This is a genomic window from Curtobacterium sp. SP.BCo (genome assembly GCF_051903265.1).
Classification (GTDB): Bacteria; Actinomycetota; Actinomycetes; order Actinomycetales; family Microbacteriaceae; genus Curtobacterium.
The window spans coordinates 3,616,194-3,628,400 of sequence record NZ_CP194337.1; the positions used below are offsets into that span (position 1 = coordinate 3,616,194).

Sequence of the window (12,207 nt, forward strand, 5' to 3'; positions counted from 1 at the left end):
CGCGCCGCCCTGCGGGCTCCCCCGGGCCGTTACATTCGCATCAGCCCCACCGGAGCGGCCCCGTCACCCCGTCACCCCGACGCCTCGCCCCCGGCGGAGCGCTCTCCCTCACCGCGACCCTCGTCGTCGCGCCCACCCCGCGCCGCGGGGTGTTCGGCGTTCCCGCAGCACGACCCACCCGTCCCCGCACCACGTCCTGGAGGTCCTCGACCGATGTCGTCCCCCGCACCCACCCGAACCAGGCTCGTCCGCCCCGCGGTCCTGGCCGCCGCGCTCTCCGGCGTGCTGTTCCTGTCCGCCTGCTCCGCGACGTCGACCGCGTCGACCGGCTCGTCCGACGACTCCGCCGGGGTCGAGCACGCCACCAGCCAGATCACGGCGGCGAGCGTCGACCCGGAGTTCACCTTCGAGGGCGCACCCTTCGACCTGTCGAAGATCGCCGGCAAGACGATCTTCAACATCCCGAACTCCTCGGCCGTGCCGTTCATCGTCTCGGTCGACCAGGCCGGTGAGAAGCTCGCGAAGCAGTACGGCGCGACGTGGATCGAGTACACGAACCAGGGCACACCGACCGAGCAGTCCGCCGGCATCGACCAGGCGATCAGCCGCAAGGCCGACATCATCGTCCTGGCACAGGGCGTCAACGGCGAACTCATCGTCCCGGCCCTGAAGCGGGCGAAGGCGGCGGGCATCCCGGTGCTGATCAGCCACACGTACCAGACCGGCGAGTCGCTCCCCTCACAGCTCCAGCCGCTCGTCGCCGCGCAGGTGACGGCGCCGTTCCACGAGGCCGCGAAGCTCAACGCCGACTGGGCCATCAAGGAGACCAAGGGCACGGGTGACGTCCTGATCATCACCTCGTCCGAGGTCCCGCCCTCGGACGGCATCGTGCAGGCGATGCAGGAGGAGTTCGACCAGTACTGCTCCGGGTGCAAGGTCAAGGTGACGAACGTCCCGGTGGCCGACTGGGCGACGAAGATCTCGTCGACGGTGCAGTCCGCGATCCAGACCGACCCGAACCTCGACTACGTCCTGCCCGTCTACGACTCGATGGCCCTGTTCGTCGAGGCGGGCGTGACCGCCGCCGGCAAGACCGGGCAGGTGTTCACGTCCTCGTACAACGGCACCCCCGCGGTCCTGAAGATCCTGCAGGACGGCAACGTCATGACGATGGACATCGGCGAGAACATGGAGTGGCTCGCCTACGCCACCATCGACCAGGCCGGGCGGGTGCTCACCGACACGCCGATCGTCGAGGACGGTGACGAGAAGACCCCGCTCAAGGTCTTCACGAAGGACAACGTCGACGAGACCGGCACGCCGCCGGTCCCGAGCAAGGGCTACGGAGACGCCTACAAGACCGGGTACGAGAAGATCTGGGGTCCGGCGAAGTGACCGACACCCGGGAGGCACGGCTCGGCCCCGCAGCGTCCGCTGCGGCCTCCGGGACCGGTGCGGACAGCACGCCGGTCCTGCGCATCAGCGGACTCACCAAGCGCTTCGGTGGACTCACCGCGCTCGACGACGTCGAGCTCGAGGTCCGACCGGGCCAGGTGCACGCCCTGCTCGGTGAGAACGGCTCCGGCAAGTCGACCCTCATCAAGGTCCTGTCCGGCACCTACGCGCCGGACGCGGGAGCGACGATCGAGGTCCGCGGCTCCCGGCTCCCCCTGCCCGTGCCTCCCGGGTACTTCCGCCGCGTCGGCATCAGCTTCGTGCACCAGGACCTCGCGCTCGTGCCGTCCCTGAGCGTCACCGAGAACCTCCGGCTCGCCACCGTCGTGGCCGGTCGTGGGCCCTTCGTCCGCTGGGGTGCCGAGCACCGGGCCGCCGCGGAGCTGTTCGCCCGGTACGGCGTGGACATCGATCCCCGGGCCCGGGTCGAGGAACTCACCGACACGCAGAAGGCCCTCGTCGCGATCCTCCGCGCCGTCGCCGAGCTCGGTGACGACCGCGCGCTCATCGTCCTCGACGAACCGACCGTGTTCCTGCCGAAGGAGGACGCGGACCTGCTGTTCCGCGTCGTGAAGGACCTGGTGTCCGACGGCCGGACGTCAGCCCTGCTGGTGTCCCACGACATGTCCGAGGTCCTCGAGCACGCCGACCGGGTCACGGTCCTCCGCGCCGGCACCGTGCAGGCGCACCGCGACACCGCGACCACGACGGCGGACGAACTCGTCTCGCTCATCGTCGGGCGCGGCCTCGACGGGGTGGCGGCACGCACGCCGCGGCCCGCCACCGCCGGGGACGCCGTCGTGACCGTCCGTGACCTGCACGTCGGCGTCGTCGACGGGCTGTCCTTCGACGTCGCCGACGGCGAGGTCGTCGGGATCACCGGTCTCGCCGGCTCCGGCGTCGAGGACGTCCTGCCCGGGCTCTACGGCGCCCGCCCCGCGACGGGCACGCTGACGGTGCAGGACGACACGGTCGACCTCACCCGCGCGACCCCGGGCGGGTCCATCGCCCGCCGCGTGGTCTACGTCCCCGCCGACCGCAAGCGCGAGGGCGGCGCCCTGACCCTGTCGGTCGAGCAGAACGTGACGCTCCCCGTCCTCGGGAAGCTCCGCGGACTGCTCGGGCTCTCGCCCGCACGGGAGCGCTCGCACGTCGACGGACTCGTCCGCGACTACGACGTCCGTCCCGCCGACCCCGGCGCGCTGTTCGGGACGCTGTCCGGCGGCAACCAGCAGAAGGCCGTGCTGGCGAAGTGGATGCAGGACGACCCGCGCCTGGTCCTGCTGCAGGAGCCGACGCAGGGCATCGACGTCGGTGCCCGGGCGGCGATCTTCGCGATGCTCCGGCGCACCGCCGAGCAGGGCGTCTCGATCGTCTGCGCCTCCACCGACTACGACCAGCTCGCGCAGATGTGCGACCGCGTCGTGGTCCTCGCCCACGGCCGCGTGCACGACGTGCTCTCCGGGGACCGCATCGACCGCGACGTCATCGCGGCCGCGGTCGTCGCGAGTCTCGTCGACCCCTCCTCCACCCCCGTCGACTCCTCCCCCGTCAAGGAGAACGCCTGATGTCCACCACCGCCGAGCCCGTCCTCGAGACGTCGATCGTCCGTCCCGCCCGCCCCCGTTTCTCGTGGGGCCACACCGAGCGCTACGCCCTGCTCGGCGCCTGGCTCGTCATCGTCATCGCGTTCAGCGTGGCGCTGCCGGACACCTACCCGACCCTCGGGAACCTGCAGAACATCCTCGGGTCCCAGTCCGTGCTGCTCATCCTGGCGCTCGGGTTCCTGTTCCCGCTCACCGCCGGGGAGTTCGACCTCTCCGGCGCCTCGACGATGTCGCTGTCCGCGATGACCATCGCCGTGCTCAACGCGAAGATGGACGTCCCCCTGCTGCCCGCGATCCTGGTCGGCCTCGCGATCGGCGTGGTCGTCGGGCTCGTCAACGGACTGCTCACCGTGGCCTTCCGGATCGACTCGTTCATCGTCACGCTCGGCACCTCGACGTTCATGATCGGGATCATCCAGTGGATGAGCGCCTCGTCGTCGGTCACCGGCATCGACCCGGCGCTCGTGCAGGCGACCGTCGGGTGGCGCGGCCTGGCCGGTCTGCCGCTCGCCTTCGTCTACGGCCTGATCGCCACCGTCGTCGTCCTCGTCGTGCTGAGCGCCACCCCGGTGGGACGTCGCCTGCTGTTCGTCGGCACCGGCCGCACCGTCGCCGAGCTGTCCGGCCTCAACGTCCGCCGGCTCCGGGTCGGGGCCTTCGTCGGCGCCGGCTTCACCGCCGCCGTCGCCGGGGTCGTCTACGCCGGCACCCTCGGCGGTGCGGACCCGTCCAGCGGGCAGTCCTTCCTGCTCCCCGCGTTCGCCGCCTGCTACCTCGGTGCGACCGCGATCATCCCCGGCCGGTTCAACGCGATCGGCACGTTCATCGCCGTGTACTTCCTGTTCTCCGGCGTCGTCGGGCTGCAGATGCTCGGCGCCGACAACTTCGTGCAGCAGCTGTTCTACGGCGGCGCGCTCATCGTCGCCGTCGCCGTGTCGCAGACCATCCGCCGCCACGCCGTCGCGAGTGCCGCCAAGGCCGCCGCGAAGCAGTCCTGACCCTCCACCACACACAGAAAGCGAGTCCCCCATGGACATCGGAGTCTTCATCCCGATCGGCAGCAACGGCTGGCTCATCTCCACCACCTCGCCGCAGTACAAGCCGTCGTTCGACCTCAACCTCGAGATCGTGCAGAAGGCGGAGGCGTACGGCTTCGACTTCGCCCTGTCGATGATCAAGCTGCGCGGGTTCGGCGGTCCGAGCGGGTTCTGGGACGAGAACCTCGAGTCGTTCACGCTGATGGCCGGGCTCGCCGCCCGCACCGAGCGGATCCGGCTGTTCGCCACCACGGCCGTCCTCACCATCCCGCCGGCGATCGCAGCCCGGATGGCCGCCACCGTCGACTCGATCTCGCACGGCCGGTTCGGCCTCAACCTCGTCGCGGGGTGGCAGAAGGCCGAGTACGACCAGATGGGACTGTGGCCGGGCGACGAGGTGCACTTCACGCGCCGCTACGCCTACCAGACCGAGTACATGCAGGTGATGAAGGAGCTGTGGGAGACCGGCCGCAGCGACTTCCACGGCGAGTACTTCCAGATGGACGACTGCCGGATGCTCCCGAAGCCGACGAGCCACATCCCGATCGTCTCCGCCGGCCAGTCGTCGCAGGGCATGGCCTTCGCCGCCGAGTACTCGGACTACAACTTCTCGATGGGCGTCGGCGTGAACACCCCGACCGCCTACGCCGAGCAGAACAAGGCGCTCCTCGAGGCCCGCGCGAAGACCGGCCGCGACGTCGGCTCCTACGTCCTCTTCATGGTGATCGCCGCCGAGACGGACGAGGCCGCGCAGGCGAAGTGGCAGCACTACAGCGACGGCGTGGACGTGGAGGCCATCGCCTGGATGACCGGACAGGCACTCACCGACACGAACGGCGAGGACGGCAACACCGCGAAGCGGATCTCGCTGCCCGAGGGCGCCGTGAACATGAACATGGGCACGCTCGTCGGGTCGTACGAGCACGTCGCCGCGATGCTCGACGAGGCAGCCGACGTCGAGGGCACCAAGGGCATCATGCTCGTGTTCGACGACTTCCTGCAGGGCATGGACGAGTTCGGCACCCGCATCCAGCCGTTGATGCGCACCCGCGAGGGCGTCGTGTCCGCTGCACCGAGCGCGGTCACAGCATGAGTGCGCCGGTGCTCGAGGTGGCGGTCGTGCAGGCCGGGCAGGTCCCCGCGGACGGCGAGGCCGCCCTCGACGGACTCATCGCCCTGTTCGAGGAGGCCGCGGTGGGCGCCGACCTCGTGGTCTTCCCCGAGCTCTGCACGACGCCGTACTTCTGCGGGGTCCGGAACGACAGCCGCAAGGCCTGGGCGCAGCCGGTGCCCGGTCCGGCCACCGCCCGGTTCGCCGCGGCCGCGAAGCGACTGGGCACGGCCGTCGTGTTCGGGCTCTACGAGGACGCCGGCGACGCGCAGTACAACAGCGCCGTGCTCATCGACGCCGACGGCACGCTCGTGCACGGCACCGACGTGCACGGCGACGCGGTGCCGACCTACCGGAAGACGTCGATCCCCACGAACGCGATCTCCGACGTCGACGAGAAGCACTACTTCGCGCCGGGCTCCGGTCCGGTCGTGTTCGACGCCCTCGGCACCCGGTTCGGGATGCTCATCTGCTACGACCGGAGCTTCCCCGAGTACTGGCTGGCGTCCCGCGCCGCAGGGGCCGAGGTGATGCTCGTGCTCGTGTCGTCGATGGGGTTCCGCGAGACGCTGTTCACCCAGGAACTGCAGGTCCGGGCGCTCGAGACCCAGACCTGGGTCGTCGCGCCGAACCGCGGTGGCGAGGAGACCGTCGACGGCAAGACGGTGAGCTACTTCGGTCGGTCGTCGGTCGTGTCGCCACGCGGCGAGCTCGTCGTCTCGGCGCCGCCGCACCAGGCCGGGCCGATCGTCCGCGCGACGGTCGACGTGGCCGAGGTCGCGGCGGCGCGGAGCGACTTCCCGCTCGGACGCGACCGGCAGCCCGGGGTCTTCCGGTACCTGGCGGACGCGCACGCCGACGCCGCGGCGGTTCCGGCGTGACCGACGTCTTCACGGTCGTGCGCGACACCATCGCCCCGCAGCTGGACCAGGCGCTGCGGGACAGCCGGGCGAACCCGCTGCCGGCGGCTCCGTCGTCGCTCCTCGCCGAGCCGGGCCACAGCCACGCGCTGTTCGCCCGGCTCCTCGGGGCGGCGATCGACGCGGCACCGGCATCCGCGGCACCGGTACCTGCGGCTCCGGCACCCGCTGCCGCTGCACCCGCTGCCGCTGCACCCGCTTCCGCGGCACCGGCACCCGCGACGCCCGGCGGCACGGCGCCCGACCCCGCCGCCGCCAGCGTGACGGAGCTGCTCGCCGCCTACCGCGAGGGCTCCACCACCCCCACTGCCGTCGTCACCGCCCTCGCCCCCTACTGGACGAGCGACGACGTGTGGTCCGACGCCGTGCTCCGGCTGGTCGACGGTGCCGAGCAGGCAGCCGCCGAGTCCACCCGGCGCTGGGCAGCCGGCGACGCCCGACCGCTCGAGGGCGTGCCCTTCGCGGTGAAGGACATCATCGACGTCGCGGGCACGGTCGTGACGAGCGGGTCGTTGCAGACCGGCGACCGGGTGGCCCCCACCGACGCCACCGTGGTGGGCCGGCTCCGTGCGGCCGGTGCGATCCCGGTGTTCATGGCCGCCACCACCGAGTTCGCCTGCGGCGGCCCGCACAACGCCCGGTACGGCGCCGTGCGGAACCCGTGGGACCCGGACCGTTGGACCGGCGGGTCGTCGACGGGCTCCGGCTCGGCCCTCGCCGCCCGGATCGTCCCGTTGGCCCTCGGCTCGGACACCGGCGGCTCGATCCGGGTGCCGTCGGCGCTCTGCGGCACGACGGGCATCAAGCCGACGTACGGGCTCGTGCCGCGCACCGGGGTCGCCAGCCTGTCGTGGACGCTCGACCACGTCGGCCCGATGGCACGGACGGCGGAGGACCTCGCCCTCGTGCTCGCCGTCATCGCGGGCGGCGACGGCGCGGACCCCACGACACACACCGCGGTCCCGCTCGTCGAGGCAGCTCCGGAACGGGTCGTCGGGCTGCGGATCGGCGTCCCGCGCGGGTGGTTCACCGAGCGGGTGGACCGCGCGGTGCTCGACGCGCACGCCGCCGCGATCGACCGGTTCGCGGCACTCGGGGCGGAGATCCTGCCGATCGAGTTCGACGACCTGGCCGCGATCGACGCCGAGTGCTGGACCGTCTTCTACGGCGAGCTCGCGGCCAACCAGGAGGCGAACGCCGACACCGCCGACCTGTTCGACGCCGGTACCCGCGCCCGGTTCGACGCCGCGTTCACGCCGACCGCCGCCGACTACCTCCGTGCCCTCCGCCGCCGGCCGCTCGTGCAGGCGGCCATGGTGGCCCGGATGGACGAGGCCGGCGTCGACGTCGTGCTCACCCCGGGCATCGGCGCCACCGCCCCGCGGCTCGACGACCTCACGATGTCGGTCGACGGCGAGCGGTTCAACCTGCACGACGTCGTGCCGCGGAACACCCGGCTGTTCGACTACGTGGGGTTCCCGGCGCTGATGATGCCGGCCGGGACGGCACCCGACGGGCTGCCGGTCGGCGTGCAACTCGTCGCGCGGCCGTGGGACGACCGCCTCGTGCTGTCCGCCGCGGCCGCCTTCCAGACCGTCACCGACCACCACCACCGGGTGCCGCCGGCGTCCGCCACGAGAGGGTCGACCGATCAGTAACCGCACCACGGACGAGGACGGCGCCCGCCGACGCGCGTGGCAGGTGCTCTGCGCGTCCAGCCTCAGCGTCGTCCTCGTCTTCATCTCCTCGAGCGCGCTGCTCGTCGCGCTCCCCGACGTCAGCCGTGACCTCGACGCCTCCGCCCTGCAGTCCAGCTGGGTCCTGCTCAGCTACATGCTCACCACGACGACGCTCATCCTGGTGTTCGGGCGGATCGCGGACCTCGTCGGGCGTCGGCGTCTGTACATCGCCGGGATCCTCGTCTTCCTCGTGGCCTCGCTCGCGTGCGGGTTCGCCCCCGACGCGGCCGTGCTGCTGGGCGCGCGGCTCGTGCAGGGCGTCGGTGCCGCGGCGATCGTGACGAACACGACCGCGCTGCTCACGGACGTGTTCCCGGAGTCGATCCTGTCGCTCGGTCTCGGGCTGAACGCGACCGTCGCCGCCGTCGGACAGGTCATCGGGCCGCTCGTCGGCGGGCTCGTCGCCGAGTCGTTCGGCTGGCGGTGGATCTTCCTCGGCGGCGTACCGATCTCGATCGCCGGGCTCGTCTGGTCGCTCCGGCTCGTCCCCCGTGTCGGTCGGCCCCGCTCCGGCGAGCGCCTCGACGTCCCGGGGTCGGTCCTGTCGGTGGGCGCCGTCGGGCTCCTCGTCGGGGCGGTGTCCGTCGGCGGTTCGGCCGGGTGGACCGCCGCCCCGGCCGTGGCGATGGCGACGGGCGCGGTCGTGCTCGGCGGTGTCTTCGTGTGGAGTCAGCGCCGGGTCGCGCACCCGCTGGTCGACCCGGCGATCTTCCGCGACCGGGCGACGATCACCCTGTTCTCCGCCGCGGGGCTCTGCGCGCTCTCCAGTTACGCGCTGGTGCTCCTCGCATCGCTCTCGTTCCAGGCGGTGGGCGGCAAGGACGCCGTCGAGGCCGCGCTCTGGGTGCTCCCGACGCCGATCGGCACGACGGTGGCGGCGGCGAGCGCCGGGGTCCTCGCCCGACGGTTCCCGGCGCGGACGCTGTCCACGATCGGCATGCTCCTCATCGCGGTCGGAGCCGCCGTGCTCGCGGTGTCCCTCGCCGACGACGCGGCGTACGGGGTGACGGCGATCGGCCTCGGTGCGGTGGGCGTCGGCACCGGGGTGTTCATGACCCCGAGCACGTCGGCGCTGATGACCCGCGTCCCCGAGCACCGTCGCGGCATCGCGAACGCGATCCGGTCGGCGCTGCAGAACGCCGGGTTCCTGTTCTCGACGGCGCTCGGCCTGGCGATCGCGACGAGCGGGCTCTCCGCGGCGCAGCAGGCGGCCGCGTACGACGGCACCCTGCTCGGCCTGCCGGCCGCCGACGTCCAGGCGTTCGTCGACGGCGTCCGATCCGCCGCGCTCACGTTCGCCGGGTGCGCGGCGGTGGGCGCGCTCATCGTCGCGTTCGGCCCGTTCGGGCCACCGGACCGGGAGGCACCGCTCCGGCCCGACACGTCGGGCCCCCTTCCCGGGACGGGCACCTCCGCATGACGACACCACACCACGACGGAAGCAGGACCGCATGACCGACGACCACGACGACTACGTCTCGGCCGGGTACACCGGCGCACTGGAGCCCGGCCGCCGAGCAGCGCTGGTGGTGGTCGACCCGGTGAACGCCTACGTGGACCCGTCGTGCGGGTTGTACGCGGGCGTCGAGCAACCGGTGGAGCGGATGCGCGAGCTGACGGGGGCGGCCCGGTCCGCCGGGGTCCACGTCGCCGTCACGACGATGGCGTTGTCCGCCGACGGTTCCAACGCCGGGGTCTTCTTCCGGAAGGTGCCGGCGCTGGCGGCCTACCTGCCGGGTGCGTCCACGGGTGCGTTCATCGAGGGTCTCGCGCCCGTCGACGGGGACACCGTGGTGCCGAAGCAGTACCCGAGCGCGTTCTTCGGCACGTCGCTCGCGGCGGACCTGGTCGCGCGCGGCGTCGACACCCTGTTCATCGCCGGACTGTCCACGAGCGGCTGCGTCCGGGCGACGGCGACGGACGCGATGCAGCACGGCTTCGTGCCGATCGTCGTGCGCGAGGCGGTGGGCGACCGCCTGCCGAGCGTGCACGAGGCGAACCTGTTCGACATCGCCGCGAAGATCGGCGAGGTCTGGGGCATCGACCGGGTCCTCGAGCACTGGCGGGCGGCGTGAGCACCGCGGCGCCGGTCCGCGGCCGGCCCCGGAGCGCCGCGGTGGACGAAGCCGTGTACACGGCGTGCGTGGCGATCCTCGCCGAGGGCGATCCCCGCGCCTGCACGATCCGCGCCGTCGCGGACGCCGCGGGGGTGGGCGCGGCGACGATCTACCGGCGGTGGCCGAGCAAGGACGTCCTGCTCACCGAGACCGTCATCCGGCTGATGGAGGAGACGATCCCGACGATCCTGGACGCCCCGATCGACGAAGGGGTGCTCGGCCTGACGCGCGGCTGGGTGCACGCGCTCGTCGCGACGCCGGTCGGGCGGGCGTTGCCGCTCATCGTCGAACTCGCGTCGCACGAGCCGCGGGTGGCCGAGGCGGTCGCCGCGTGGCACCTCGACCGACGACTCCGGGTGAACGCGATGCTGCAACGGGCGATGGACGCCGGGGAACTCCGACCGGACGTCGACCTCGGGATCGCCGTCGACCTGCTCGGCGGTCCGACCTTCTACCGCCGGGTGTTCGTCTCGCTCGACATCCAGGCGCCCGACTACCCGGTGCGGCTCGCCCGGGAGTTCCTCCGGTGGGCCGGCTGGACCGGCGACACCTCGACCGTGGGAGTGGTCTCGTGAACGACGTGCACGCGACGGCACCGTGGACGGACATGGGGGTCGGCGACGTCTCCCCCGGCCACTGGATCGGCTTCAACCGGCGCTCCGACGCGGCACGGCAGGTGTCGGACCTCATCCGCGCGGACATCGTCGCCGGGCGGTTCGCGGGACCCCTGCCCTACGAGTGGGAGCTCCTCGACCTGTACGGCACGACGCGGAACGTCCTCCGCGCCGCACTGACCCTCCTCAAGGAGCAGCGGCTGCTCACTCGGGCGCCGCGGTCGGGAACGTTCGGCGTCCGCCCGGTGGCCTCGGTCAGCCTCGCCCGCACCACCGAGGAGGTCACGATCTACGGGGAGGCGGTCGGCGGGAGCATCTTCGACTCGCCCCGGCTGAGCATCGTGCACCTGTGCGTCCAGCTCGTGCCGGCACCGGAGACGGTGCGGCGGAACCTCGAGATGGACGGCAGCGCGGCGTACTTCGTCGAGAGCCTCATCTCGTTCGACGGCGAGCCGAGCCGGGTCCGCACGAGCTGGGTGCCGCAGGAGCGCTTCCCCGATCTGGTGTCGGAACCGCTCACCGAGTACGTCCCGGACGTGCTCGTCCGACGGGTCGGGCAGCGACCGGTGGCCCGCCGGCTGCTGCTCAGCACGGTGAACGCCGACCAGTGGACCGCGGACCTGCTCGACATCGACCCCGGTCAGGCCATCTTCCACATCGAACGGCTGATGTGCCTGGCGGACGGGACCCCGGTCGAGTACGGGTTCTCGCGGTACCGCGGCGACCGGGCGGTGATCGACTCCCGGATCGTCTGACGGGCCCGGCTCACGGGAGACGGACCGAGAACACGTCCCCCGGCTGGCAGTCGAGCACCTCGCAGAGCGCCGTGAGCGTCGAGAACCGGATCGCCCGTGCCCGGTTGTTCTTCAGCACCGACAGGTTCACGACCGTCACCCCGACCCGGTCCGCGAGCTCGGTCAGGGACATCCCCCGCGCGGCCAGCAGGTCGTCGAGGTGGCAGACGACCCGGTGGCCGTCCTCTTCCGGCGGCATCAGACCAGTCCGGCCTGGTCGCGGACCATCCGCTGCGACGCGGTGAGGGCGAACCGGAAGCACGTCACCAGGAGCACGCCGAGGTAGACCGGCACGTACTGCGGTTCGACGAGCGGCGTGGGGAGGCGCCCGTCCCACCCGAGGGCCGAGACCACCCAGTTCCAGCCCATCTGCCGCACGAAGTCCGGCAGGAGTCCCGCCACGACGGTGAGACCGACGACCCAGTCCAGCAACCGCGTGGTCCGACGATCGAAGAGCCCGCCCTTGCTGATCTGCAACGCGACCGCGGCGACCGCGGCGATGAGGGCGGCGACGGCGACCGCCTCGACCGCGTCCCCGACCCGGATGTAGCCCAGGGCACCGGCCGGCACGTCGGACGTCCGGACGCGCATCGCGAGTTCGGTCGCCTGGATCGTCGCGCCCGCGGGCGGCTGCGGGACCTGCGCCGTCGGTTCGACCAGCACCGGGACGGTCACGACGCGGTCGCGGACCGAGTGGACCAGGTCGCCGACGTACCACCAGACGACCCACGCGATGCCGACGGCGCACGCGACGACGTAGGTGAGGTAGGACTTCGAGCCGCGCGGCGGCTCGTAGACGGGTGTGGTCATGGC

General features: G+C 72.2%; 12 protein-coding genes. 10 read left to right on the plus strand and 2 right to left on the minus strand.

All coding sequences use genetic code 11. The annotated features are described in order from the left end of the window. The first annotated feature begins 213 nt into the window (after positions 1 to 213). Genes ACRQ4B_RS17140 through ACRQ4B_RS17185 form a run of 10 tightly spaced genes read left to right on the plus strand, consistent with a single transcriptional unit; the run spans position 214 to position 11,355 of the window. The gene (locus ACRQ4B_RS17140; RefSeq protein ID WP_439692595.1) at positions 214 to 1,395 is read left to right on the plus strand and encodes a sugar ABC transporter substrate-binding protein; all 1,182 of its coding nucleotides are present in this window, start codon (positions 214 to 216) and stop codon (positions 1,393 to 1,395) included. After that, positions 1,392 to 3,023 carry a sugar ABC transporter ATP-binding protein gene (locus tag ACRQ4B_RS17145; protein WP_439692596.1) on the plus strand — a complete coding sequence of 544 codons (1,632 nt, stop codon included), beginning with the start codon at positions 1,392 to 1,394 and terminating at the stop codon, positions 3,021 to 3,023. The genes ACRQ4B_RS17140 and ACRQ4B_RS17145 overlap by 4 nt, the downstream gene beginning before the upstream one ends. After that, positions 3,023 to 4,060: an ABC transporter permease gene (locus tag ACRQ4B_RS17150; protein ID WP_439692597.1), complete on the plus strand. Its 1,038-nt coding sequence runs from the start codon at positions 3,023 to 3,025 to the stop codon at positions 4,058 to 4,060. The genes ACRQ4B_RS17145 and ACRQ4B_RS17150 overlap by 1 nt, the downstream gene beginning before the upstream one ends. A gap of 31 nt (positions 4,061 to 4,091) precedes the next feature. Further along, the gene (gene rutA, locus ACRQ4B_RS17155) at positions 4,092 to 5,192 is read left to right on the plus strand and encodes a pyrimidine utilization protein A (RefSeq protein WP_439692598.1); all 1,101 of its coding nucleotides are present in this window, start codon (positions 4,092 to 4,094) and stop codon (positions 5,190 to 5,192) included. Beyond that, positions 5,189 to 6,091, plus strand: coding sequence for a carbon-nitrogen hydrolase family protein (locus tag ACRQ4B_RS17160; protein ID WP_439692599.1), 903 nt, complete (start codon positions 5,189 to 5,191; stop codon positions 6,089 to 6,091). The genes rutA and ACRQ4B_RS17160 overlap by 4 nt, the downstream gene beginning before the upstream one ends. Beyond that, complete coding sequence (locus ACRQ4B_RS17165; protein ID WP_439692600.1) at positions 6,088 to 7,788, plus strand: amidase; 1,701 nt, start codon at positions 6,088 to 6,090, stop codon at positions 7,786 to 7,788. The genes ACRQ4B_RS17160 and ACRQ4B_RS17165 overlap by 4 nt, the downstream gene beginning before the upstream one ends. A gap of 43 nt (positions 7,789 to 7,831) precedes the next feature. After that, the gene (locus ACRQ4B_RS17170; RefSeq protein ID WP_439692601.1) at positions 7,832 to 9,289 is read left to right on the plus strand and encodes an MFS transporter; all 1,458 of its coding nucleotides are present in this window, start codon (positions 7,832 to 7,834) and stop codon (positions 9,287 to 9,289) included. A gap of 31 nt (positions 9,290 to 9,320) precedes the next feature. After that, positions 9,321 to 9,944: an isochorismatase family protein gene (locus tag ACRQ4B_RS17175; protein ID WP_439692602.1), complete on the plus strand. Its 624-nt coding sequence runs from the start codon at positions 9,321 to 9,323 to the stop codon at positions 9,942 to 9,944. Further along, positions 9,941 to 10,561 (plus strand): TetR/AcrR family transcriptional regulator, encoded by a 621-nt coding sequence (locus tag ACRQ4B_RS17180; RefSeq protein WP_439692603.1) that lies wholly within the window; start codon positions 9,941 to 9,943, stop codon positions 10,559 to 10,561. The genes ACRQ4B_RS17175 and ACRQ4B_RS17180 overlap by 4 nt, the downstream gene beginning before the upstream one ends. Beyond that, positions 10,558 to 11,355 carry a GntR family transcriptional regulator gene (locus ACRQ4B_RS17185; RefSeq protein WP_439692604.1) on the plus strand — a complete coding sequence of 266 codons (798 nt, stop codon included), beginning with the start codon at positions 10,558 to 10,560 and terminating at the stop codon, positions 11,353 to 11,355. The genes ACRQ4B_RS17180 and ACRQ4B_RS17185 overlap by 4 nt, the downstream gene beginning before the upstream one ends. A gap of 10 nt (positions 11,356 to 11,365) precedes the next feature. Here the strand turns inward: ACRQ4B_RS17185 and ACRQ4B_RS17190 are convergent, their stop codons facing one another. Next, positions 11,366 to 11,593, minus strand: coding sequence for a helix-turn-helix domain-containing protein (locus ACRQ4B_RS17190; protein ID WP_439692605.1), 228 nt, complete (start codon positions 11,591 to 11,593; stop codon positions 11,366 to 11,368). Beyond that, on the minus strand, positions 11,593 to 12,204 hold the full coding sequence (locus tag ACRQ4B_RS17195) for a hypothetical protein (RefSeq protein WP_439692606.1): 612 nt from the start codon (positions 12,202 to 12,204) through the stop codon (positions 11,593 to 11,595). Before ACRQ4B_RS17195 ends, ACRQ4B_RS17190 begins: the two co-directional genes overlap by 1 nt. Positions 12,205 to 12,207: the final 3 nt, after the last annotated feature.

Excerpts from the sequence above, each read along its gene's own strand:
- ACRQ4B_RS17160 (WP_439692599.1), top strand. The coding sequence starts at position 5,189 with ATGAGTGCGCCGGTGCTCGAGGTGGCGGTCGTGCAGGCCGGGCAGGTC.
- ACRQ4B_RS17175 (WP_439692602.1), top strand. The coding sequence starts at position 9,321 with ATGACCGACGACCACGACGACTACGTCTCGGCCGGGTACACCGGCGCA.
- ACRQ4B_RS17140 (WP_439692595.1), top strand. The coding sequence starts at position 214 with ATGTCGTCCCCCGCACCCACCCGAACCAGGCTCGTCCGCCCCGCGGTC.
- ACRQ4B_RS17195 (WP_439692606.1), bottom strand. The coding sequence starts at position 12,204 with ATGACCACACCCGTCTACGAGCCGCCGCGCGGCTCGAAGTCCTACCTC.
- ACRQ4B_RS17190 (WP_439692605.1), bottom strand. The coding sequence starts at position 11,593 with ATGCCGCCGGAAGAGGACGGCCACCGGGTCGTCTGCCACCTCGACGAC.
- rutA (WP_439692598.1), top strand. The coding sequence starts at position 4,092 with ATGGACATCGGAGTCTTCATCCCGATCGGCAGCAACGGCTGGCTCATC.
- ACRQ4B_RS17150 (WP_439692597.1), top strand. The coding sequence starts at position 3,023 with ATGTCCACCACCGCCGAGCCCGTCCTCGAGACGTCGATCGTCCGTCCC.